The sequence below is a fragment of the Massilia aurea genome (genome assembly GCF_014200505.1).
In the GTDB taxonomy this organism is placed as follows: Bacteria; Pseudomonadota; Gammaproteobacteria; order Burkholderiales; family Burkholderiaceae_D; genus Telluria; species Telluria aurea_B.
Genome location: NZ_JACHBX010000002.1, coordinates 979,262 through 1,002,278, shown reverse-complemented (window position 1 = coordinate 1,002,278; position 23,017 = coordinate 979,262). Strand labels below are relative to the sequence as shown.

General features: G+C 58.1%; 23 protein-coding genes. 15 read left to right on the top strand and 8 right to left on the bottom strand.

The genetic code is table 11. From position 1 onward, the window contains the following. Positions 1–5: 5 nt before the first annotated feature. From HD842_RS13795 to HD842_RS13775, 5 genes are all read left to right on the top strand, one after another. Positions 6–329 (top strand): (2Fe-2S) ferredoxin domain-containing protein, encoded by a 324-nt coding sequence (locus tag HD842_RS13795; RefSeq protein WP_183555244.1) that lies wholly within the window; start codon positions 6–8, stop codon positions 327–329. A 2-nt stretch (positions 330–331) separates the two neighbouring features. After that, positions 332–961 (top strand): alpha/beta hydrolase, encoded by a 630-nt coding sequence (locus HD842_RS13790; protein WP_183555243.1) that lies wholly within the window; start codon positions 332–334, stop codon positions 959–961. Positions 962–1,064: 103 nt separating this feature from the next. Next, positions 1,065–2,210: a D-alanyl-D-alanine carboxypeptidase family protein gene (locus HD842_RS13785; RefSeq protein ID WP_183555242.1), complete on the top strand. Its 1,146-nt coding sequence runs from the start codon at positions 1,065–1,067 to the stop codon at positions 2,208–2,210. Positions 2,211–2,459: 249 nt separating this feature from the next. Then, on the top strand, positions 2,460–3,386 hold the full coding sequence (locus HD842_RS13780) for an aldo/keto reductase (RefSeq protein WP_183555241.1): 927 nt from the start codon (positions 2,460–2,462) through the stop codon (positions 3,384–3,386). Next, positions 3,383–3,697, top strand: coding sequence for a metal-sensitive transcriptional regulator (locus HD842_RS13775; protein WP_308638431.1), 315 nt, complete (start codon positions 3,383–3,385; stop codon positions 3,695–3,697). Before HD842_RS13780 ends, HD842_RS13775 begins: the two co-directional genes overlap by 4 nt. Before the next feature lie 285 nt (positions 3,698–3,982). On the opposite strand, the gene pssA is transcribed toward HD842_RS13775, so the two are convergent. Continuing rightward, positions 3,983–4,765, bottom strand: a complete 783-nt coding sequence (gene pssA, locus HD842_RS13770) for a CDP-diacylglycerol--serine O-phosphatidyltransferase (RefSeq protein ID WP_183555240.1) — start codon at positions 4,763–4,765, stop codon at positions 3,983–3,985. A gap of 140 nt (positions 4,766–4,905) precedes the next feature. Between pssA and HD842_RS13765 the strand changes: the two genes are divergently transcribed. Both HD842_RS13765 and HD842_RS13760 read left to right on the top strand, forming a co-directional pair. Continuing rightward, complete coding sequence (locus HD842_RS13765) at positions 4,906–5,874, top strand: CAP domain-containing protein (RefSeq protein WP_183555239.1); 969 nt, start codon at positions 4,906–4,908, stop codon at positions 5,872–5,874. Next, positions 5,871–6,503: an Hpt domain-containing protein gene (locus tag HD842_RS13760; RefSeq protein ID WP_370660835.1), complete on the top strand. Its 633-nt coding sequence runs from the start codon at positions 5,871–5,873 to the stop codon at positions 6,501–6,503. Before HD842_RS13765 ends, HD842_RS13760 begins: the two co-directional genes overlap by 4 nt. On the opposite strand, the gene HD842_RS13755 is transcribed toward HD842_RS13760, so the two are convergent. The 7 genes from HD842_RS13755 to rpmH form a co-directional block, all read right to left on the bottom strand. Continuing rightward, positions 6,493–6,708: a hypothetical protein gene (locus HD842_RS13755; protein WP_183555324.1), complete on the bottom strand. Its 216-nt coding sequence runs from the start codon at positions 6,706–6,708 to the stop codon at positions 6,493–6,495. The genes HD842_RS13760 and HD842_RS13755 overlap by 11 nt on opposite strands. Positions 6,709–6,920: 212 nt before the next feature. After that, entirely contained in the window at positions 6,921–7,490 is a 570-nt protein-coding gene (locus tag HD842_RS13750) for a DUF1439 domain-containing protein (RefSeq protein ID WP_183555238.1), read from the bottom strand. A gap of 52 nt (positions 7,491–7,542) precedes the next feature. Continuing rightward, the gene (mnmE, locus tag HD842_RS13745; protein ID WP_183555237.1) at positions 7,543–8,922 is read right to left on the bottom strand and encodes a tRNA uridine-5-carboxymethylaminomethyl(34) synthesis GTPase MnmE; all 1,380 of its coding nucleotides are present in this window, start codon (positions 8,920–8,922) and stop codon (positions 7,543–7,545) included. 213 nt (positions 8,923–9,135) lie between these two features. After that, positions 9,136–10,815, bottom strand: a complete 1,680-nt coding sequence (yidC, locus tag HD842_RS13740) for a membrane protein insertase YidC (protein ID WP_183555236.1) — start codon at positions 10,813–10,815, stop codon at positions 9,136–9,138. 8 nt (positions 10,816–10,823) lie between these two features. Then, on the bottom strand, positions 10,824–11,096 hold the full coding sequence (gene yidD / locus HD842_RS13735) for a membrane protein insertion efficiency factor YidD (RefSeq protein ID WP_183555235.1): 273 nt from the start codon (positions 11,094–11,096) through the stop codon (positions 10,824–10,826). Beyond that, on the bottom strand, positions 11,093–11,488 hold the full coding sequence (gene rnpA / locus HD842_RS13730; RefSeq protein ID WP_183555320.1) for a ribonuclease P protein component: 396 nt from the start codon (positions 11,486–11,488) through the stop codon (positions 11,093–11,095). Before rnpA ends, yidD begins: the two co-directional genes overlap by 4 nt. 27 nt (positions 11,489–11,515) lie before the next feature. Then, entirely contained in the window at positions 11,516–11,650 is a 135-nt protein-coding gene (gene rpmH / locus HD842_RS13725; RefSeq protein WP_040378179.1) for a 50S ribosomal protein L34, read from the bottom strand. Positions 11,651–12,008: 358 nt separating this feature from the next. Here rpmH and dnaA point away from each other — a divergent pair, with 358 nt between their 5' ends. The 8 genes from dnaA (at position 12,009) to HD842_RS13685 (ending at position 22,907) form a co-directional block, all read left to right on the top strand. Continuing rightward, on the top strand, positions 12,009–13,436 hold the full coding sequence (gene dnaA, locus HD842_RS13720) for a chromosomal replication initiator protein DnaA (protein ID WP_183555234.1): 1,428 nt from the start codon (positions 12,009–12,011) through the stop codon (positions 13,434–13,436). Positions 13,437–13,532: 96 nt separating this feature from the next. Further along, the gene (gene dnaN / locus HD842_RS13715; RefSeq protein WP_183555233.1) at positions 13,533–14,639 is read left to right on the top strand and encodes a DNA polymerase III subunit beta; all 1,107 of its coding nucleotides are present in this window, start codon (positions 13,533–13,535) and stop codon (positions 14,637–14,639) included. Positions 14,640–14,834: 195 nt separating this feature from the next. Then, a complete protein-coding gene (gyrB, locus tag HD842_RS13710; protein ID WP_183555232.1) occupies positions 14,835–17,339 on the top strand; it encodes a DNA topoisomerase (ATP-hydrolyzing) subunit B in 2,505 nt (834 codons plus the stop codon). A gap of 594 nt (positions 17,340–17,933) precedes the next feature. After that, complete coding sequence (locus HD842_RS13705; protein ID WP_183555231.1) at positions 17,934–18,338, top strand: very short patch repair endonuclease; 405 nt, start codon at positions 17,934–17,936, stop codon at positions 18,336–18,338. Further along, entirely contained in the window at positions 18,322–19,605 is a 1,284-nt protein-coding gene (locus HD842_RS13700) for a DNA cytosine methyltransferase (protein ID WP_183555230.1), read from the top strand. Before HD842_RS13705 ends, HD842_RS13700 begins: the two co-directional genes overlap by 17 nt. Beyond that, positions 19,602–20,411: an endonuclease gene (locus tag HD842_RS13695; RefSeq protein WP_183555229.1), complete on the top strand. Its 810-nt coding sequence runs from the start codon at positions 19,602–19,604 to the stop codon at positions 20,409–20,411. The genes HD842_RS13700 and HD842_RS13695 overlap by 4 nt, the downstream gene beginning before the upstream one ends. 190 nt (positions 20,412–20,601) lie before the next feature. Then, on the top strand, positions 20,602–21,951 hold the full coding sequence (locus HD842_RS13690; protein ID WP_183555228.1) for an ATP-binding protein: 1,350 nt from the start codon (positions 20,602–20,604) through the stop codon (positions 21,949–21,951). After that, positions 21,948–22,907: an O-methyltransferase gene (locus HD842_RS13685; RefSeq protein ID WP_183555227.1), complete on the top strand. Its 960-nt coding sequence runs from the start codon at positions 21,948–21,950 to the stop codon at positions 22,905–22,907. Before HD842_RS13690 ends, HD842_RS13685 begins: the two co-directional genes overlap by 4 nt. Positions 22,908–23,017 lie beyond the last annotated feature (110 nt).

Below are 23,017 nucleotides of genomic sequence, written 5' to 3'. Positions count from 1 at the left end.
ACGCCATGACCGACCAACCGTTTTACCAGCACCACGTCTTTTTCTGCATGAACGAGCGCGAAGGCAAGGATGCGCGCCAGAGCTGCGGCAAGTGCGGCTCTGAAAAAGCCCAGAAACACGCCAAGAAGCGCATCAAGGAACTGGGCCTGAGCGGCGAAGGCAAAGTACGCATCAACCAGGCCGGTTGCCTCGACCGCTGCGAAGAAGGCCCCGTGCTCGTGGTGTACCCGGAAGGCGTCTGGTACACCTATGTCGATAACGAAGACATCGACGACATCATCGATACCCATCTGGTCGGCGGCAAGGTCGTCGATCGTCTCAAGATCTGACCATGAACATCCACTCGCAAAAATTTTATCTGGACGGCGACGCCGGCAAGATGCAATGCCTGCTCGACCTGCCCGACGACGCCCCGCGCGGCATCGCGCTGGTCGCGCACCCGCACCCGCTGTACGGCGGCACCATGGAAAACAAGGTGGCGCAGACGCTGGCGCGCACCTTCGTCACGCTGGGTTACGCCGTGGCGCGCTTCAATTTCCGCGGTGTCGGTGAATCCGAAGGCGTGTACGACGACGGCAAGGGCGAAGTGGACGACATGGCCATCATGTATGAGCACATGCGCGCGCGCTACCCCGACCTGCCGGTGACGCTCGCCGGTTTTTCGTTCGGCACCTTCGTGCAGGCGCAGTTCGCGCTGCGCCTGGAAGCCGAGGGCCGCGCGCCCGAGCGCCTGGTGCTGGTAGGCACCGCGGCCGGCAAATGGCCGATGCCGCCCGTGCCACAAGACACGATCCTGATCCACGGCGAGCAGGACGACACGATCACAATGCAGCAGGTATTCGACTGGGCACGCCCGCTGGATATCCCGGTGATCATCATTCCGGGCGCCGACCACTTCTTCCATCGCCGGCTCGGCCATATTAAAAATCTGGTCGTTCAACTGTGGCGCCGTGACATTTAACGGTCACAGTCCCCTATAATCATTCCCTTCTCTTGAGGCAGTGCCCCCGGGCATTGCCTTGCGCTCTACCACCGCTCCACCTTTTACAATGACGAACGTTTCCATGAAAAAACTGTTAGCGGCCTTTGCCGCCAGCCTGGTAATGATCTCGGCCAGTGCGCAAACCGTGCCGGCTCCATCCATCGCAGCCAAGTCGTGGTTACTGCTCGACACCACAAGCGGCCAGGTCATCGCGTCGCAAGACCAGAACATGCGCATCGAACCGGCATCGCTGGCCAAGATCATGACCGCGTATGTCGCGTTTTCGGCGATCCGCGACAAGCGCCTGTCGATGAACCAGATGGTCAATGTGTCCGAGCGCGCCTGGAAAGTCGACAGCAGCAGCTCGAAGATGTTCATCGACCCGCGCGTGCCAGTCTCGATCAGCGACCTGCTGCATGGCCTGATGATCCAGTCGGGCAATGACGCCGCCGTGGCGATCGCCGAAGCCGTTGCCGGCGACGAAGCCACCTTCGTCACGCTGATGAACCGCGAAGCGCAGCGCCTTGGTTTGAAGAGCACACGCTTTGCCAACCCGCACGGCCTGCCGGACGCGAACAACTACTCGACCGCCGCTGACCTGGCCAACCTGGCCTCGCACGTGATCCGCGACTTCCCCGAGTTCTACAAGATCGACTCGATCAAGCAGTTCACGTACAACAAGATCACCCAGCAGAACCGCAACCGCCTGCTGTGGCTCGATCCGACCGTCGACGGCATGAAGACCGGTCACACAGATTCGTCGGGCTACAGCATGATCTCATCGGCGCGCCGTCCGAACGGCAGCACCGGTGAGCGTCGCCTGGTCGCCGTCGTACTGGGCACCAGCTCGACCGAGGTGCGCACGCAAGAGAGCCAGAAGCTGCTGAACTGGGGCTTCCAGAACTTCGACACCGTCAAGCTGTATTCGAAAGGTCAGGCGATCCAGACCCCGCAGATCTGGAAGGGCAGCCAGCCGACCGTGAAGATCGGCTTCACGCGCGATATCCTGGTGACGGTGCCGAAGGGCGTGGCCGGTAAACTCAAGCCGGTGCTGGAGCGCCGCGATCCGCTGGTCGCGCCGCTGGCGCGCAATGGCGCGGTCGGCACCCTCAAGATGACGGTCGACGGCAAGCCGCTGCTGGTGCTGCCAGTGGTCGCGCTGGAAGAAGTCCAGGAAGCGAGCATCTTTGGCCGCGCCTGGGATTCGATGCGTCTCTGGATGCAGTAATCCGGTCGCCTGATCCGACAAGCCCGCCCGCGCAGCAGCGCCGGCGGGCTTTTTTTTACCTCGAAACGATGCGTAGTCATTCACCTTGGAACGCTGAACCGTCATTCCCGCGCAGGCGGGAATCCAAGCCCATTGCGTGCCGAGATCAAGGTTGCAGCAAGGGTGCGCAACTTGGGTTCCCGCCTGCGCGGGAACGACGTATCGGCTACCGCTATAATCGTGTAATCCTGTCATGACGAAAGAAACACGATGTCGCCTGCCCTGCCTGCCGATCTGCGCTGCTCCCGCACCCTCACGCGCGAAGGCGGCCCGACGCTCTCGCGCATCGTCGCCGGCATGTGGCGCATGACCGAATGGGCGATGCCGGTCGCGGCGCGCGTGGAATTCATCGAACAATGCATCGCGCTGGGCGTGACCTCGTTCGACCACGCCGACATCTATGGCGACTACGGCGTCGAGATGCTGTTTGGCGAGGCGCTGCGCGCCCAGCCGTCGCTGCGCGCGCGCATCGAACTGGTGAGCAAGTGCGGCATCCGGCTCATGTCGGCCAAACATCCCGGCCACACGATCCAGCATTACGACACCGATGCGGCGCACATCATTGCGTCGGCCGAAGAATCGCTGCGCCGCCTGCACACCGATCACCTCGATCTGCTGCTGATCCATCGCCCTGACCCTTTGATGAACTTCGACGAGATCGCCGAAGCGTTTACGCGCCTGCAGGCGGCCGGCAAGGTGCGCCACGTGGGCGTGTCGAATTTCACGCGGCACCAGTTCGAGTCACTGAATCGCCGCGTCGCCCTGAGCACCAACCAGGTCGAGTTCTCGCCACTGGTGACGGCGCCCCTGTTCGACGAAACCTTCGACGGCCTGCAAGACCTGGGGATTGCGCCGATGGTCTGGTCGCCGCTCGGTGGTGGACGCCTGTTCGACCCGGCCAACGAGCGCGCGGCCGTGCTGCGCCAGACGATCCAGAGTATTGCCGAGCGGCTGAACCAGCCGTTTGCCAGCGTGGTGTTCGCGTGGATCATGCGCCTGCCAAGCCGGCCGATTCCACTGACCGGCACCGGCCGCATCGCGGCGATTGCCGACGCGGTGGCCGGCACGACGTTCGCGTTGTCGCGCGAGGACTGGTTCCAGATCCTGCGCGCTGCGCGCGGCCACGAGGTCGCATGATGCTCGAGGCCCACGTCAAGATCGTCGAAGGCAAGGCGCTGACGGCGCCGCAAAAGAAGGATCTGCTGAACCGGCTGGCACGGATCGAGGGCCAGCTGCGCGGCGTACAAAAACTCATCGCGCTGGCCGACACGCCACTGGACTGCGACGCAGTGGCGCAGCAGATGGCGGCGGCGCGCAAGGCGCTCGACCGCTCGTTCGTGCAGTTGCTGACCGCGTCGATCGTGACCCAGACCAGCGGCGCGGCCGACCTGCCGGAGGCGCGGGAACGGGCCGCGCACCTGGCAGCGATGCTCGACAAGTTCGCCTGAAGGTCGGTTCCGTGGGCGTGGTGGGGGCGGCTGTGCGTTGACGCTGTGATCATCTCTGGCCGCGATACTTGAACGTAGGGTGGACGGCTCTGCCGTCCACGCGTCGATCGCTATCGGCGCTGTTTTTCGCGCCGGATGATCTCACTGCCAACCATCACCGCGTGGACGGGATACCCGTCCACCCTACGCCGTCCACGCGGCGATCGCTATCGGCGCCGTTTTCGCGCCGGATGATCTCGCCGCTAACCATCACCGCGTGGACGGGGGGACCCGTCCACCCTACCGTCAATCCTCTTCGTAGACCCTTGGCTGCGCCACCCCGCGCCAGCCCATCTTCCAGCCGATATTGAGCAGCAGCGTCAGGCTGATGTACACCAGGAAGAACAGCACGAAGAAGCGTGTCTGCAGCACGGCCAGCAAAGCCGCGCAGACGGCGACGATGACGATCATCAGCTTGCCGCTCGGGTGCTTGGAGCTGGGGAAGCGGATGGTCGACACCATCAGCGCGCCAACCACCACCATCAGACCCGCGACCATGAACGCCTGGGCCATCTGGGTGACCGGATCGGGCCAGGCCACGACCACGGCCGACACGCAGGCCGCGCCGGCGGTGATCGGCATGCCGACGAAATAGCGCGGGTCGGTGCGGCCCTGGCTGATATTGAAGCGCGCCAGGCGCAGCGCGCCGCAGGTCACAAACACGAAGCAGGCCAGGCCGCCCATGCGCACCAGCGTCGGATGCACGTCGTTCAGTTGCGTGAAGCCGTAGCAGTACAGCAGCAGGCCCGGGGCGCAGCCGAAGTTCATCACGTCGGCGATCGAGTCGAGCTGCATACCGAAGCTGGACTGGGTGTTGGTCGCGCGCGCCACGAAGCCATCGAGCGCATCGAACACGCCAGCCAGCACCAGCAGGATGGCGGCCAGGCGGAAGTCGCCCGGGTCGCCCACGCGCGCATTGTCGACCGAGATCACGATACTGGCGAAGCCGCAGGCAATCGACAGCAACGTGACGGAACTCGGCAGGGCGAACTTGGCGCGTGCGAGGCGTTGTTGGTTAATAGGCTTCAATGGACGACTCGACAAGATAAATGATGGCTTATTCTACAGCCTGCAAATCAAGGTGGTTGCGCGTTGACGTCACCACCCGCCATGACGTCAAGATTTGCCCTAGAATATCGAATTAAGCCCGTATTGACAGGAGTTGTAAAATGAGCTATACGCTCCGTTGGCAGCTGATGATCCCAGCCCTGGCTGCCGTCCTGGGCCTGGCTGCCTGCGGCAGCAGCGATAGCGACAGCCTGTCCGGCCAGGTCACCGGCGGCACCGCCGTCAATCCAGATTCGTCCGTGGCCCCCGACCCCACCGGAGTCGCAGCGCCGACGCAGACTGGCAATATCGCTGTCGACGGGCGCAACTGGATCAACTACCGGCGCAGCCAGATCAAGGTACCGCAGGTGTCCGAGAACGCGCAGATCAACAACGCCGCGCTCGGGCATGCCGAATACCTGCGCGTCAATAACCTCATGAGCCACGACCAGATCGCCGGGCGCCAGGGCTTTACCGGCGCCGACCTGGGGGCGCGCCTGAACGCAGCCGGCTACACATTGCGCGCCGATCGTGGCTATGCCTATGGCGAAGTCATCTCGGGCAGCCGCAACGGCTCCGGCTTCTACATGGCCGAAGAACTGATTACCGCGATCTACCACCGCTTCGTGATCTTCGAGCCGATGTTCCGCGAGATCGGTACCGGCGTGGCCACGGCCAGCAGCGGCTACCGCTACTTCACGGCCGATTTCGCCAGCCGCGACGGCTTCGGCCCCGGCATCGCCCGCGGCACGCTCGTCACCTGGCCGTTCAATGGCCAGACCCAGGTCGTGCCGAACTTCTTCAGCAATACCGAACAGCCCGACCCGGTCCCGAACGCCAACGAAGTGGGTTATCCGATCAGCGTGCACACCAACCTCGATGCCAGCGTCACGGTCACCAGTTTCAGCGTGCGCCCGCGCGGCGGCAGCGACCTGGCCGTGCTGCGCGTCCTGCCGCTGTCCGACAACAAGCCTGCTGCCGCCATCATCCCGCTGCAGCCGCTGCGCGGGTCCACCGTCTACGACGTCAGCTTCGCCGGCACGGTCAATGGTGCGGCCGTCACGCGCACCTGGTCGTTCACTACACGGTGACGAGCGCCCCGAGCGGCGACGCCGCAGCCGTCATCGACCTGGCGGCCGCCCTGGACCGGGTCATGGGCGACCGTGCGATGTTCCTGCGCCTGCTGGCGCGCTTCGCCGGTGACTACCGCGACCTGATCCCACGCCTGCAAGCCGCCATCGCCGCCGGCGACACCGTGCTGGCACAGCGCATCGCCCACACGCTCAAGGGCGCGGCCGGCATGATGGAGGCACTCCCGCTGCGCCGCCTGGCGCTCGAGGCCGAACTGGCGCTCAAAGCTGACGGCGCGGCGCCGCCGGCGCTGATCGATGCGCTGGACTGTGAGCTGACGCGGGTGCTGGTGGAAGTGAATGCGCTGCTGGCGGCGCCGGCTGTGGCGCCTTTGCCGGAGGTGTCGTCAACGGCAGCGCCAGCGCTGCCGGTCGATGCGCGCGACCTGGCGCGGCTGCGCGCGATGCTCGACATCGGCGATGGCCGCGCACCCGAGCTGGTGGCGCTGCTACGGCCACGCCTGTTGGTCACGCTGGGCGCCGACCGCATGGCGGCACTGGAGAAGTCCATCGAGCGCTTCGATTTCGAACATGCGTTGCTGCTGCTGGCGCAGGCAGGCAACGCATCGCCGCCAGACCTCAACGCGTAAACTCGGCCTCTTCGTCGAAGGCATCGGCGCAGGGCTTGCCGCAGAAGCGCCGCACGCTGTCGAGCGGCTTTTCGCAATACCAGCACGAGCCCTTGGCGGGCAGGTTGGCGCGGGTGGGCGCGGCGCTCACGGCGGCGGCAACCGAGACGGGCGGCGCCTGAAGCGGCCTGCCACCGTTCGGAAAACTCTCATAAGTCGTTTCCAAGATCCACCCCCTGATACGGCAACCTGAAGTCAGAGAAAGATTACTTCAGTGGAACTCCATGCCCATGAGAAAGCGCAAGCGGGAGCCCAACTGGCGAACCCAGCACTGCGGTTCTTTGCGTATCAGTGTGCTCCGAATGCAATGTGGGTGCAATCCCTGATCTGCCGTGCCGATGCAATTTGACGCAACTGCAACATGCGGAGCGGATTACGTTACTTCGCCGGTTCGAGCGTGACCAACAGGCCCGTGCGGGTGGTCTGGATGCGCGTCGGGACGAACTGCACGCCGGCGTAACGCAAGTCGCTCTGGTCGAACGCATATACCGGCATGTCGCGCGCGACGGTGTCGATCAGCGTGTTGGCCACGCGCGTCAACTGGCGCTCGGCGTCGGGATTGCCAAGCTGCAGGCGGTCGACGCGCGGCTCGGCCATCATGACGGCGGCGCGCCCCGGATCGATGTACAGGCGGCCCGAGAACGCGACATTGCCGGCCCAGGCGCGTGCAAACGGCGGCGCGACCGATGCATCGACGGCAAGCGCGACCCGGTCCTGGTCCGGCACCAGCGACAGTTGCGGGCGCGTGAGCTGAACGTCAAAAATGTCGAGCAGGCGTTCGTTGATCGGGAAGCGCTTGTCGAGGCTGGACTGCAGCTTGTGCAGCGGCAGCTCGACCTGACGCGGGCCGAGGACGCTGGCGCAGGATGAGAGCAGGCAGGCGCCAAGAGCTGCGGCGGTCAGACGCAGCGCCGTGCGGCGCGCGGGGTGAAGCTTGGAAGAGGTCATGTGCTGGTCCATGTTCCAAGCCTAGCATGCCGGGCCCCAGCGCACGCGACGCTTACTTTCCGATACAGAATCGCCCGAAAATCACCCCCAGCAAATCATCCGGCGTGAACTGCCCGGTGATGCTGGAAAGCTGATCCTGCGCCAGCCGCAGCTCTTCGGCAAACAGGTCCAGCGACTGGTCATCCTGCATGGCATGCTGGCGCGCCAGCTCCAGATGGTCGCTGGCCGCGCGCAGCGCAATCAGATGCCGCTCGCGCGCCAGAAACAGCGATTCACCCGTCTGCTGCCAGCCGGCGATGCGCAGCAGTTCGGCGCGCAGCAGGTCGATGCCGAGCTTTTCGTGCGCCGACAGATACAGGTGCACAGCGTCCGTGCTTTCATCTTTTGACGGCTTGTGGCCCGACAGGTCGATCTTGTTCCAGATGCGCACCACCGGCACGTTGGCCGGGAAGGCTGCGACGATGGCTTCGTCGGCCGCGCTCGGGCCCAGGTTCGCGTCGAGCAGGTGCAGGATCACGTCGGCCTTGCCCACTTCGCCCCAGGTGCGCTCGATGCCGATGCGCTCGACCACGTCGATCTCGTCACTGATCGCGCGGATGCCGGCGGTGTCGATGATGTTCAGCGGGATGCCCTCGATCTGGATCGTCTCGCTGACCTTGTCGCGCGTGGTGCCGGCAATCGGCGTGACGATGGCAACGTCGGCGCCGGCCAGTGCATTCAGCAGCGAGGACTTGCCCACGTTCGGCTGCCCGACCAGCACGACATTCAACCCTTCGCGCAGCAGCGCGCCTTGCGCCGCCTGGCGGAATACGTGTTCCAGCGCCGTGATGATGCCGGCGAGCTGGCCGCGCGCGTTCGACTTTTCGAGGAAGTCGATTTCTTCTTCCGGAAAATCGAGCGTGGCTTCGACCAGCATGCGCAGATTGGTCGTCTGGTCCACCAGCGTGTGCACCACCTGCGAAAACGCGCCCGACAGCGACTGTGACGCCGACTTCGCGGCCGCTTCGGTGGAGGCGTCGATCAGGTCGGCCACCGCCTCGGCCTGGGCCAGGTCGAGCTTGTCGTTGAGGAACGCGCGGCGCGTGAATTCGCCCGGTTCGGCCAGGCGCAGGTCCATGCTGATGCCCGCTTCGAGCACACGCCCCAGCAGCATCTGCAGCACGATCGGGCCGCCGTGGCCCTGCAGTTCCAGCACGTCTTCGCCGGTGTACGAATGCGGTCCCGGGAAGTACAGGGCCAGGCCCTCGTCGATGATGTCGCCGTTGGCGGCCTTGAACGGGATATAGGTTGCATGGCGCGGCGCGAGCGTCGCACCGGGGAACAACGCGGCGATCAGCGCACCGAGTTCCTTGCCGGAGGCGCGTACGACGCCGATGCCGCCGCGGCCCGAGGCAGTGGCGATGGCGGCGATGGGTGAGGTATCGAGTTTCATGGAGCGATTGTAAGGGATACGGGTGATGGGTATGGGGGATGACTTGGGTTCCCGCCTTCGCGGGAACGACGGTTTTCAAGCTGCGGGCTGCGGCATGGCCATGGCCCGCACAACCGGCACGTCATTCCCGCGCAGGCGGGAATCCAAGTCCACCACACCCGCCAAAAAAAACCCGCGCACACGGCGCGGGTTTCTCGTCAAGACCGGGGCAGCTTACTTCGCTGCGGCCGTCTCGAACTTGCGCGTGATGACCCACTGCTGCGCGATCGACAGGATGTTGTTGACCACCCAGTACAGCACGAGGCCGGACGGGAAGAAGAAGAACACCACCGAGAACGCGATCGGCATGAACAGCATCATCTTGGCCTGCACCGGGTCGGTCGGCTGCGGATTGAGCTTGGTCGTGATGAACATCGACACCGCATAGATGACCGGCAGGATGTAGAACGGGTCAGGCTGCGTCAGATCCTGGATCCAGCCGATCCATGGCGCGCCGCGCATCTCGACCGACGCCTGCAGCACCCAGTACAGGGCGAAGAACACCGGCATCTGCACCAGGATCGGCAGGCAGCCGCCCAGCGGATTGATCTTCTCGGTCTTGTACAGCTCCATCGTGGCTTGCTGCATCTTGACTGGATCGCTCTTGAAGCGTTCGCGGATCGCCTGCATTTTTGGCGTGACCACACGCATCTTGGCCATGCTGCGATAACCTGCCGCCGACAGCGGGAAGAACGCTAGCTTGATCAGGATGGTCAGGGCGACGATGGTCCAGCCCCAGTTGCCCAGCATCGCGTGCAGCTGCGTCATGACCCAGAAGATCGGCTTGGCGATCACGGTCAGCATGCCGTAGTCCTTCACCAGCTCGAGGCCCGGGGTGATGGTTTCCAGTGTGCGCTCGTCTTGCGGACCCGAATACAGGCGCGAGTCAACCGACACGGTGGCGCCAGGCGCCACGGTGCCCATCGACTGCACGGTACCGATCGCATACAGGTTGGTGGCGATCTTCTTGGTGAAGATGTCGCGCGGCGTACGGTCGGCCGGGATGAAGGCCGAGACAAAGAAGTGCTGCGAGATCGCGACCCAGCCGTTGTCGGCCTTCAGCGCGTGATCCGCACTGCCCTTTTCGATCTTCTCGAAGGTCAGCTTCTGGTACTTGTCCGCGTTCGTGTACAGCGTCGGACCGGTGTAGCTTGGCATGAACCACGAATCGGTAGCCGGCTTGGTACCGTCATGCTGCAGCTGCAGGTACAGCGATGGCTGGACCGGCGCCGTGCCGATATTGGTCACGTCGTGACGCACGCCGATCAGGTAGTCGCCCTTGCGGAACGTCAGCGTCTTGGTCAGGCGCACGCCGCCCTGCTCCGCATCCATCACGACCTGCACCTGGCCATTCGCGCCCAGCGTACGCACGCCAGGACGCACGGTGAACGGCGTGGTGTGGTTCGGCAGCACGCCAGCGGCGGTGGTGCCGATCAGGCCAGTCTGGCCCAGGTACACGTTCGGACCGTTCACGCTGAACAGGACCTGGTTCTTGGTCTTGTCGAAGTGATCGCGGTACTGGAGCATCTCGAGGCGCTTGATCACGCCGCCGACCGGGTCGATGTCGACCTTGACGACGTCGGTGGTGACGGTAACGACCGGGCTTGCCACGGCGGCCACTGGCGCGCCGCCAGGAACAGCAGGCGCACCTGGCGTGGCCGGCACACCGGGCACGGCATTGCTGCCCGCTTGCGGTGCAGCCGGCACATCGGATGTCTTTTGCTGGGCAACCTGGGCCGGACGCGCCGGCGAGAACATCGACTGTTTGCCGTTAGCCACCATCCAATTGTTCCAGAGAACAATCAGGGAAATGGCGAACACGATCCACAGGACAGTACGTTTATTGAATTCCATTGGAGTCTTCAGGAGTGGTTGCAACCGCAAGCGGCTGAATGGGATTCCTTGGCGCCGTGAGGCGGCACCGGGTCGAGGCCGCCGGCGTGCCACGGATGGCAGCGGCCCACGCGGCGCGCGGCCAGCCATGAGCCGCGTGCAGCGCCGTGGACGCGCAACGCTTCGATCGCATAATTGGAACAACTGGGATAGAAACGGCAGCGCGGCCCGAGCATCGGCGAGATCAGCAGTTGATAACCGCGCAAGATCCCGACAAACAGCGAGACGAGCAGCGCTTTCATGCCGCGTCCACCGGCGCCGGGCGCCGCAGCTGCGACGCGAACAGGCGCGTCAGTTCCACCTTCAACGCGGCCTTCAGGGCCCGGTTCGTGGCCGGGCCATCCTTGCCGTTGACCGGCCGCGACAAGCGGACGATGCAATCGACAGGCGGCAGGCCGGTGGTGCGGAACAGTTCGCGCGTGAGGCGCTTGATCGTGTTGCGCGTGACCGCGCGCGGCGCAAAGCGCTTGGCCGCAACGACGCCCAGCCGCGCATGCGGCAGTGCGTTCGGTCGCGTATAGAGCACGAAATGCGCCGTTTTTTGCGCTGGCCGCAAACGAAAAACGGATGAAAATTCATCCGTTTTAACGATGCGCCGAACGCGCGCGAAGTCGTGCGAACCTTCGCCTGTCATCACTGACCGCAACGTGCGGTGTGTGACTTAGACAGCCAGACGCTTGCGGCCTTTGGCGCGGCGAGCGTTCAGGACTTGACGGCCACCACGGGTAGCCATACGTGCGCGGAAGCCGTGCGTGCGCTTGCGACGGACGACGGAAGGTTGGTAAGTACGTTTCATGGTGGTCTCGCTTAAAGCAAAATAAGATGCAAAATCGGGTCTGACTTGAGTCAGATTCGGCGCCGATGACAATTTCGCAGATTAAGCTCGCGTCATGCCACAGGTCTCTCTTCGCCCGACTACCAGCCGCTGAAATTATCAGCCTGACACGGTGCACGGACGGGGAACCCTGAATTAGACTCTAATTCGCGCATCAGTGTCAAGGTGGATGTTGTTTCGCAAGCCGCCATCACCGCCCTTCCCGGCCCCGCTGCCGGGCACCCCGACAGGCCGTTTCGGTGGAAAATATGTGTAGCGCCTGTGGATAACTTTGTCCGGTGCGGGTAAAATAGCGTGTTACGTATCAACAAGCGAAGTAATGGAAAATTTTTGGCAGACCTGTTCCGCGCAGCTAGAGCTCGAGCTCACGCCACAGCAATATAGCGCGTGGATCAAACCGCTGGTCGCCCTCGACTACGAAGATGGCAAGCTGCGCGTGGCCGCACCGAATCGCTTCAAGCTCGACTGGGTCAAGACACAGTTTGCCACCCGCATCACGGAGTTGGCAGCCCAGTACTGGGAAGCGCCGGTCGAGGTGCAGTTTGTGCTCGACCCCAAAACACATCCGTCGCGCAACACGGTCAGCGCCGGTGCGTCCGGTTCGACCGCAACGGTCGACTTCAACGCCCCGCGCCCGGCGCCCGGCGCTGAACACCCGAGCCCGAACAGTGGCAACGGCCCGAGCCACAACCAGAACCTGAACATCGCCAACTCGCCGAAACGCGAGCAAAGCCGCATCAACACCGAGCTGACCTTCGACAGCTTCGTGACCGGTAAGGCCAACCAGCTGGCGCGCGCCGCCGCGATCCAGGTGGCGAACAACCCGGGCGTGTCGTACAACCCGCTGTTCTTCTATGGCGGCGTCGGCCTGGGTAAGACCCACCTGATCCATGCGATCGGCAACCAGGTCATGGCCGACCAGCCGAACGCGCGCATCCGCTACATCCACGCCGAGCAGTACGTGCGCGACGTCGTGACCGCCTATCAACGCAAGGGCTTCGACGACTTCAAGCACTACTATCACTCGCTCGACATGCTGTTGATCGATGATATTCAGTTCTTTGGCGGCAAAAGCCGCACGCAGGAAGAATTCTTCTATGCGTTCGAGGCGCTGATCGCCGCGAAGAAACAGATCATCATCACGTCAGATACCTATCCGAAAGAGATCACGGGCATGGACGACCGCCTGATCTCGCGCTTCGATTCCGGCCTGACAGTGGCGATCGAGCCGCCAGAGCTGGAAATGCGCGTCGCGATTCTGCTCAAAAAAGCGCAATCCGAAGACGTGACGCTGTCGGACGACGTCGCCTTCTTCGTCGCCAAGCACCTGCGCTCGAACGTGCGTGAGCTCGAAGGTGCACTGCGCAAGATCCTGGCGTACTCGCGTTTCCACGGCAAGGACATCACCATTGATGTCGTCAAAGAAGCGCTGAAAGATCTGCTGTCGGTGCAGAACCGCCAGATCTCGGTGGAAAACATCCAGAAGACGGTGGCGGACTTCTTCAACATCAAGGTCGCGGACATGTACTCGAAGCGCCGGCCGGCCAACATCGCCCGCCCGCGCCAGATCGCCATGTACCTGGCCAAGGAACTCACGCAAAAGAGCTTGCCGGAAATCGGCGAACTGTTCGGCGGACGCGATCACACGACCGTGTTGCACGCCGTGCGCAAGATCGCGGGCGACCGCCAGAAGAATCCCGAATGCAACCACGAGCTGCACGTGCTGGAACAGACCCTGAAAGGGTAATCCGGCAGCAGCCGGGCAGACGCCTTGTGTTTGCCGCAGGCAATGGCACAATATCGTTTTAGTAATAATTAACCAATCAAACGTACTGAGGATAAAATGCAACTGGTCAAATCCACCCGAGATACGCTTCTCCGGCCACTGCAGATCGTGAGTGGTATTGTCGAGCGTCGGCACACTATGCCGATTCTGGCCAATATCCTCATTCGCAAAGATGGCCAGAACGTGTCGTTCCTGTCGACCGACACCGAAGTACAGATCACCACGCACGCCAATATCGGCGCGGGCGATGAAGTCGCCGGCACGACGGTCGCAGCACGCAAACTCCTCGACATCCTGCGCGCGCTGCCGGAATCGGGCGACGTCACGATGACGCTGCAAAACAAGCGCCTGGCCGTGCAGAGCGGCAAGTCGCGCTTCGCGCTGCAGACGCTTGCGGCCGAAGAGTTCCCGACCGTCTCGATCGCCGACACCTACAACGCATCGGTCACGCTGCCGCAAAAGACGCTCAAGCACCTGTTCAACATGGTGTACTTCTCGATGGCGCAGCAGGACATTCGCTATTACCTGAACGGCCTGCTGCTGGTGCTCGACGGCAGCAACATCATTGCCGTGGCGACCGACGGTCACCGCCTGGCCTTCTGCTCGGTGGAAACCGAACAGCAGTTCGAGCGCCAGGAAGTGATCATCCCGCGCAAGACCATCATCGAACTGCAGCGCCTGCTGGAAGAAAGCGATGAAACGGTCCGCCTGGACATCGCCGCGTCGCAAGTCAAACTGACCTTTGCCGACATCGAGCTGGTCTCGAAACTGGTTGAGGGCAAGTTCCCTGACTACACGCGCGTGATCCCAAAAGGCTACAAGAACGACTTCACGATCAGCCGCGATGAACTGCTGCGCTCGCTGCAGCGCGCTGCGATCATGACCAGTGACAAGTTCAAGGGCGTGCGCTGCATCATCGAGCCGGGCGTCATGAAGATCAGCTCGACCAATGCCGACCAGGAAGAAGCAGTCGAAGAACTCGAGATCGACTACGGTGGCGATTCGATCGACATCGGCTTCAACGTGACCTACCTGCTCGACGTGCTCAACAACCTGAAGTGCGACCAGGTCAACATCGCCCTGGGCGACTCGAACTCGTCGGCGCTGATCTCAATTCCCGAGGTCGGCGACTTCAAGTATGTCGTCATGCCGATGCGTATTTAAGAAGGCTGGCTGACCGGCGACCTAGCGTCACAAGTTAGCCCAACCCCGTCGTTCCCGCGCCGGCGGGAACCCAAGTTCGCTGGCGTTCACGCACACTTGGATTCCCGCCTGCGCGGGAATGACGGTTCCGGGGTCGCAGGCCAGAAGTTGCAGCCTGCGCCGTCCCGGATCCACCCGTTTTATAGAAAGTAGTCCATGTCCGAGAATACCCCAGCAGAAAATATCCCCGCCATCCCGGTGGATGATTATGGCGCCTCCTCGATCCAGATCCTGGAAGGTCTGGAAGCGGTGCGCAAGCGCCCGGGCATGTACATTGGCGACACGTCCGACGGCACCGGCCTGCACCACCTGGTCTTCGAAGTGCTGGACAACTCGATCGACGAATCGCTGGCCGGCCATTGCACCGAAATCCACGTCACGATCCACTCGGACAACTCGATTTCGATCACCGACAACGGCCGCGGCATCCCGGTCGGCCTGAAAATGGACGACAAGCACGAGCCGAAACGCTCGGCAGCCGAGATCGTCCTGACCGAGCTGCACGCCGGCGGCAAGTTCGACCAGAACTCGTACAAAGTTTCCGGCGGCCTGCACGGCGTGGGCGTGTCGTGTGTGAATGCACTGTCAAAACTGCTGCGCGTGACGATCCGCCGCGACGGCAAAGTGCACCAGATGGAATTCGTGCGCGGCGTGCCGCAAAACCGCGAACTGGCGATGGTCAACGGCATCGAAGTCTCGCCGATCAAGGTCATCGGCGAAACCGACAAGCGCGGCACCGACGTGCACTTCTGGGCCGACGAGACCATCTTCAACCACGTCGAGTTCCATTACGAAATCCTGTCCAAGCGCATCCGCGAACTGTCGTTCCTGAACAATGGCGTGAGCATCAAGCTGACCGACCAGCGCTCGGGCAAGGAAGAAATCTATGCATTCGAAGGCGGCACGCGCGGCTTCGTCGAATACATCAACAAGACCAAGAACGTGCTGCACCCGACCGTCTTCCAGGCGACCGGCGAGCGCATGTCGGACCAGAACACGAACATCTCGGTCGACGTGTCGATGCAGTGGAACGACGCGTTCAACGAGCAGGTGCTGTGCTTCACGAACAACATCCCGCAACGCGACGGCGGCAGCCACCTGACGGGCCTGCGCGCGGCGATGACGCGCGTGATCAACAAGTACATCGACGAGCACGAGTTCGCCAAGAAGGCCAAGGTCGAGATCTCTGGCGACGACATGCGCGAAGGCCTGACCTGCGTGTTGTCAGTGAAAGTGCCGGAACCGAAATTCTCGTCGCAGACCAAGGATAAACTGGTGTCGTCCGAAGTGCGCGGCCCGGTCGAAGAGATTGTCGCCAAGACCCTGACCGACTTCCTGGCCGAAAAGCCGAACGACGCCAAGATCATCTGCGGCAAGATCGTCGAAGCCGCCCGCGCCCGCGAAGCCGCGCGCAAGGCACGCGACCTGACGCGACGCAAGGGCGTCATGGACGGCCTGGGCTTGTCGTCGAAACTGGCCGACTGCCAGGAACGCGACCCGGCGCTGGCCGAACTGTACATCGTCGAGGGTGACTCGGCAGGCGGCTCGGCCAAGCAGGGCCGCGACCGTAAATTCCAGGCCATCCTGCCACTGCGCGGCAAGGTGCTGAACGTGGAAAAGGCGCGCTTCGAAAAGATGCTGTCGTCGGAGCAGATCACGACCCTGATCGCCACGCTCGGCACGTCGATCGGCCCGGACGAATTCAACGTCGAGAAATTGCGCTACCACCGCATCATTATTATGACCGATGCGGACGTCGACGGCGCCCACATCCGTACCCTGCTGCTGACGCTGTTCTACCGCCAGATGCCGCAGCTGGTCGAGCGCGGCCACATCTACATCGCACAACCGCCGCTGTACAAGGTCAAGGCCGGCCGCGACGAACGCTACCTGAAGGACGACATCGAAGAAGCCAGCTACATGATGACGTTCGCGCTGAACACCGCGTCGCTCATCCCGCGCGATGGCGCCGAGCCGATCAGTGGTGAAGCGCTGGGCGAACTGGCACGCCAGTACAACCTGGCCAACACCATCATGATGCGCCTGACGCGCGTGATCGACCGTGCAGCACTGACCGCGATCTTCAGCGGCGGCGTCGCACTGGACCTGACCACGCTCGAGAACGCCGAAGCATCGGCGCAGGCGATGGAAAAATCGATCAACGACCCGGCCGTCAAGGTCAAGGTGCGCTCGGATGACCTGTCGGAAAAGCACGCGCTGCGCATCGAACGCATCTACCACGGCAACGTGCAGGTGACGTCGATCGACGCCGACTTCGTGGCAGGCGCCGATTACGCGGTGCTGGCCAACTCGGCAGCCACGTTCCAGGGCCTGATGGGCGAAGGCGCGATCGTGCGCCGCGGCGAAGGCGAGCGCATGAAGGAATTCGCCGTGCGCGACTTCCACGCAGCGATGCTGTGGCTGCGTGAAGAAGCCGAACGCGGCGTGTCGAAGCAGCGCTATAAAGGGCTGGGCGAGATGAACCCGTCGCAGCTGTGGGAAACCACGATGGATCCCACCGTACGTCGTCTGCTGAAGGTGCAGATCGATGATGCGATCGCGGCGGATCAGATCTTTACGACGTTGATGGGGGATGACGTGGAGCCGCGTCGGAACTTTATTGAGGCGAATGCGCTGCGGGCAGGCAATATTGACGTGTAATCGAAAACACCCTGCATTAAACGGTCTCTTTTGAGACCGTTTTTCTCAGTGCACGAATGGAATGCAATGTATCAACCAGACTCAGATAAATGTTATCGTGCCACAGGACAAGTTTCTAAAAATCAATAAAATCGATACTGCAAATCTTTATCTGCACTACTTTTTGGTGTTTTATTTTCTTTGACATCTAGTCTAATGTTTGCGTATGAGGCTACAGACTTTACTTAGCACTCGAAGAGCCACAGTTTCACTTACATCCCGGCGTATTAAAAACTTAAAGGCAACGTAACCATCGAACGCACGTTGCATTCGAAGTGCCTCATGGATCACTGCAGCTGTTGACGCATCTATCCGTCTTTCGATACTCATCGGTTCGCCCTCCCTAGAAGATGGACAGCTTTAGTTCTGCCAAATTCCACACCAAAGCTGGCAGTTTTAGCTTGATCAACACTGCGTGCGACTCTCAAAACTCGGGACATTGGCACATACTGTTCATACGTACAGTATATTTCTCTGGCAGAAGCATCATCTCCAAGATAGAATAAGTGACCTGTCCTGCCACAACGGCCCACACCCGGCCATATTTCTTGCAAAATGGATAAGTTAACACCTGCCCATCGCAGTTGGCTCATGGGACGCGTTAAATCAAAAAATACTAGTCCCGAGATGGCCGTTAGGCGACTGGTATTTTCAATGGGTTTTCGATATCGACTTCATGTCAAGTCTCTTCCAGGCAGCCCAGATCTTGTTTTTGCCGGGCGCAAAAAAGTTGTATTTGTGAATGGATGTTTTTGGCACGGCCACGATAGTTGTAAATATGGTCGATTGCCAAAAAATAATACCGACTTTTGGGCAGCAAAAATTACCCGCAATCGCGAACGTGACACTGAGAACATCAATGCCTTAGAAAGGCTAGGTTGGAATGTGCATACCGTATGGCAATGCGAATTGAAGAATCCTGAAAAATTACAGAGTGAATTAAATGACTTTCTTAGTTAATACAGATCAGCGACCAGTAGGGATCGATCTTTTTGCGGGTGCAGGAGGACTGTCACTTGGGTTTGAACAGGCAGGATTTGATGTAGTTGCTGCCGTAGAAATAGATCCAATACATTGCGCAACTCATGAATATAATTTCCCAAATACAACTACCATTTGTAAGAGCGTTACCGATCTAAGCGGCGACGAAATTAGAAAAATGGCAAATTTAGGAAATAGCGAGATCGATGTGGTATTTGGCGGCGCACCATGCCAAGGATTCTCAATGATTGGAAAGCGCGCTCTTGACGACCCAAGAAATCAGTTGGTGTTTCACTATGTTCGCTTAGTAAAAGAACTAAAACCGAAATACTGTGTTTTTGAAAACGTCAAAGGACTTACTTTAGGAAAACATTCGCAATTTTTAACCGAATTGATCAATGCGCTTCAAGATGCGGGATATGACGTTTTGCAGCCGTATAAGGTACTAAATGCAGCAAGTTTTGGAGTGCCACAAGATAGACAGCGCCTTTTCTTGATAGGTACTAGGCGCGGCTTAGTAAAACCAACTTATCCAGAACAAGTTCTCCCCATGACGACTGTTTGGCAAGCGATCGGCGATCTACCTGATGCTAATAGTTTCAAGACTCTTAAAATAAAAGATTCAGTTCGTACTCAATGGGAAACTACAGCGGAGTATGCGCTTCATTTGCGCGGTCTTACGCAAGACCCCAAAGACTTTAGCTATCCTAGAATTTTTGACACATCTCTGCTCACTTCTAGCCTGCGTACTGAACATACAGAACAATCCCAAGAGCGTTTCCGCTCAACACAGCACGGGAAGACCGAAGAAATTAGTAGATTTAGGAAATTGCCACCTGATGGTTTATGTAACACCTTGCGCGCTGGGACCGATAGTGCCCGAGGTGCATTTACTTCAGCGAGACCGATTCACCCTTTCCATCCGCGTGTCATCACTGTGAGAGAAGCAGCTAGACTACACTCCTATCCCGACTGGTTTCGATTTCACACAACAAAATGGCACGGTTTTCGACAAATTGGAAATAGTGTGCCACCAATGCTGGGACGAGTAGTGGGCGAGGAAATAATGAAAGCCCTAGGAAAACAACCGACGAAACCTACGCAATCAATTTCTACTGGTGAAGTTTCATTGCTTGACTTTGATATGGGAGCCGCTGCCCGTTACTTTAGCGTACCGCACAACACAATCGCACAGCGTTTACGTAAGACAGAAATTTTAAATAATGAGCTCGGAGAGACCGCATGAGTGAAGGTCAAAAAAGAAAACCAAATAGATACCAAGCCATTATTCAAGTTGTTTTTGATCGTCACTATGAAATTGGAATAAAAGAATTCGAGTTTGATCGTAGTGAGTTTAAAGATATTGCACTTCATTTAGGAATCGAACTACCGGACAATCTTGGCGATTTACCTTACTCATTTCGTTACCGAAATGAGTTACCTGCAAAAATTCGGGAAACTGCAGAGCCTGGAATGGAATGGTTAATTAAGGGCGCAGGACGTGCAAGATACAGATTTCAACAGGTCAAACTTAACAGAATTATACCTAGGGAAGAGCTAATTACTATAAAAATTCCAGATGCTACACCAGAGATAATCGGCGCATATGCACTTAATGATGAGCAAGCGCTACTGGCAAAAGTTCGTTATAACCGCCTGATAGATATATTTATGGGTGTGACAGCCTATTCATTACAGAATCATCTTCGTACAACGGTGAAAAAGATCGGTCAGATTGAAATAGATGAGATTTATGTAGGAATAGATCGGAATGGGCGCCAGTATGTTATTCCAGTTCAAGCCAAAGGTGGAAATGACAAACACGGCTCTGTTCAAACTGGACAAGACATTGCATGTTGCGCGGAAAAATTCCCTAATCTGATATGCAGAGCTGTTTCTGCACAGTTTATGACACGAGGACGTATTGCAATGTTCGAACTAATGTTGAATGATGATGAAATATTCGTGGTGTCGGAAAAGCACTATCAACTTGTACCAGCTCAATCGATTACCGAAAGTGACCTTTCAATTTATCACGCGATGAGCGACTGATCATTCAAAATTTACAACTACGGTTATTCTAGGGCTAGTCCACTAAAAAACTTGGTGAGAATTCGGTAGAATCCTCACCATTTTATTTCTCAAAAATTCACATTCTCTATAAAATAAGCTAAATCTGTTAAATTAGTTTATTTCTTGCGTGCATCATGTTATCGTTTCCCACAAATTGTTTGGAGCGGATATGACTCAACCAAGTGGCACTCTGGTGATCGATGCATCACCAACTAAAACATTCTTTGTCGACATGCTGACACGAGATATTGCACTAGAACAAGCGATACTCGATTTAGTAGATAACACAGTCGATGCTGCTAAAGGCTTAGCAAAGACCGGAAATTTCCCATTTGATGGGTGTGAGGTGAGAATTTTATTTGATGCTGACCACTTTCAAATTTCCGATAATTGTGGCGGCTTTGACCGACAGACCGCTGCATCTTATGCGTTCAAGTTTGGACGACCAGTTGGATCGTATCGTACTCCGCATTCGATCGGGCAGTTCGGAGTGGGAATGAAGCGAGCTCTGTTTAAATTTGGTCATCATTTCATCGTTCGCTCGGCTACTAAAGATGATTCCTGGTCTGTCGATGTGGACGTACATCAGTGGGAAATGGAGCCCGGGTGGAGTTTCGAATGGGCCAATTTTGTCCCTGATGAAAGTGTATCTCAAGAGACACCTGGGACAGAGATCATTGTAAAGGATCTTCGACCTGAGGTTTCTGCAAGGTTCTCCACTGAGAGATTCAAAAATACGATCATCACTTTGATCAAGTCTAAGCACCGTCAGTTCATCGCAGGTGGACTGAGAATTTTAGTTAATGGCAACACTTTGACTGCCACGAACTTATTATTGCTCGTCCAAGGCACTGACTTCAGACCAGGTGTACAAGAACCTGCATTCGTTTGGCCAGATAAAGCCATTACTAGAACTAAGATCATTGTTGGCTTAGGTAATAGTGCGCCAAAAGAAGCGGGCTGGTATGTAATTTGTAATGGTCGAGTCATTCTAGAGGCAGATAGGCGTGACGTAACGGGATGGGGAGTAGCTGAGGAAATGGCAAATGGACTTGCGATTCCTAGCTTCCACAATCAATATGCACGTTTCCGAGGAATTGTTACATTCGACTCAGATGATTCCGCTCAAGTACCGTGGAATACAACTAAGACTGACGTTGACCAAGATAGCCCAGTGTGGCGGCAGACATTTTCGAGAATGGTCGAAATGATGCGGCCTGTCATTACATTTCTGAACGAGCTTGATGCTGATATTGATGAGCATTCACGTGACGAAAGTCCAATGCATCAGTTTGTAAACAGCGCTGCACTTGTTAAAGCCGAAGATCTGCCTGCACAAAGTACATTTGTTGCGCCAGCTAGAGGATCGCTTCAAAAGAAAATAAGAACGATTAAAGTTCAGTACTCTCGACCAGTCGACAAAGTCGAGTTTTTAATGGCCGAATTAGCTCTTGGAAGCGCGAAGTCTGTTGGCGAGACTGCGTTTGACATGCTTTATGAGCGGATGGGTGGCGAATGAGCGCGAGTTTTAAAAAAATTGACTATTCTCTGCGTCCTGCGAAACATGCAGAACGTCGTATGTTGTGCGATGTGTTTCGAAGGCTTTCGCCATTTGGGCGAATAGAAGATTACATTTATGTCGGATTTGGATCCATCTGGTTCTCCGATTTTATCCTAGTGCACAAAACGCTTGGGGTGAAAAATATGATTTCTATTGAGCAAAATACAGCGGCAAGGCAAAGGATAGAGGAAAATAAACCATTTAGAATTCCTGTAATTTATCAGCAATCAAAAAACGCACTACCTGACCTTAATTGGTCAGCTGACCAATTCATATGGCTGGATTATGATGATCCTTTATCGACAGACATGCTTCTCGATATGAGGTTAGTTGCAAGCCGTGCGAAGTCCGGTACTGTCTTATCTGTTTCTGTCCAGTGTTCGCGTGCGCCACAATTTGCTGAGGCCGAGCGGGATGGCAGCGTTTCGGCAATAAACAGATTCGCGGGAACCTTTGGACGTGATCGAGTTCCTGCAGAGACAAAGTCAGATCAACTGGTCGGATGGCCATATGGCGCGCTTAGTCGAGAGATGCTGCGTCAGGAAATAGAAAATGAGCTTGCATCAAGAAATGCTACTCAAATTACTAATCCTTTCAAATTTCGAACTATCTGCGAAATTGAATACGAAGATGGTGCGAAAATGACTACACTTGTAGGAATTTTTTATACTTCCGAAGATCAAGCTTTAGTCGATAGGTGCGATTTTAAAAAAATGGAATTTATCCGTGCTGACGATAAGCCGATCAGGATAGTAGTCCCAAAACTTACTTTACGAGAATTTAAGCGTCTCGAGAGTCAGTTGCCATTACTTGAAGGGACCGATCTCCAATTAGGAACAATTCCAGAAGCGGATGCACGTCATTTTATGAACATGTATCGTTATCTACCCAGCTTCGCAATTCTGGAGCATTGAAATTTAGAAAATTGAAATTGAGACTGAAATTCGATGTCGAAAATTTTAATACTCAGCTCGCTCCTATTATGATTCTAAAATCACAAGCCTAATGCAGCCGGTATTAGGCG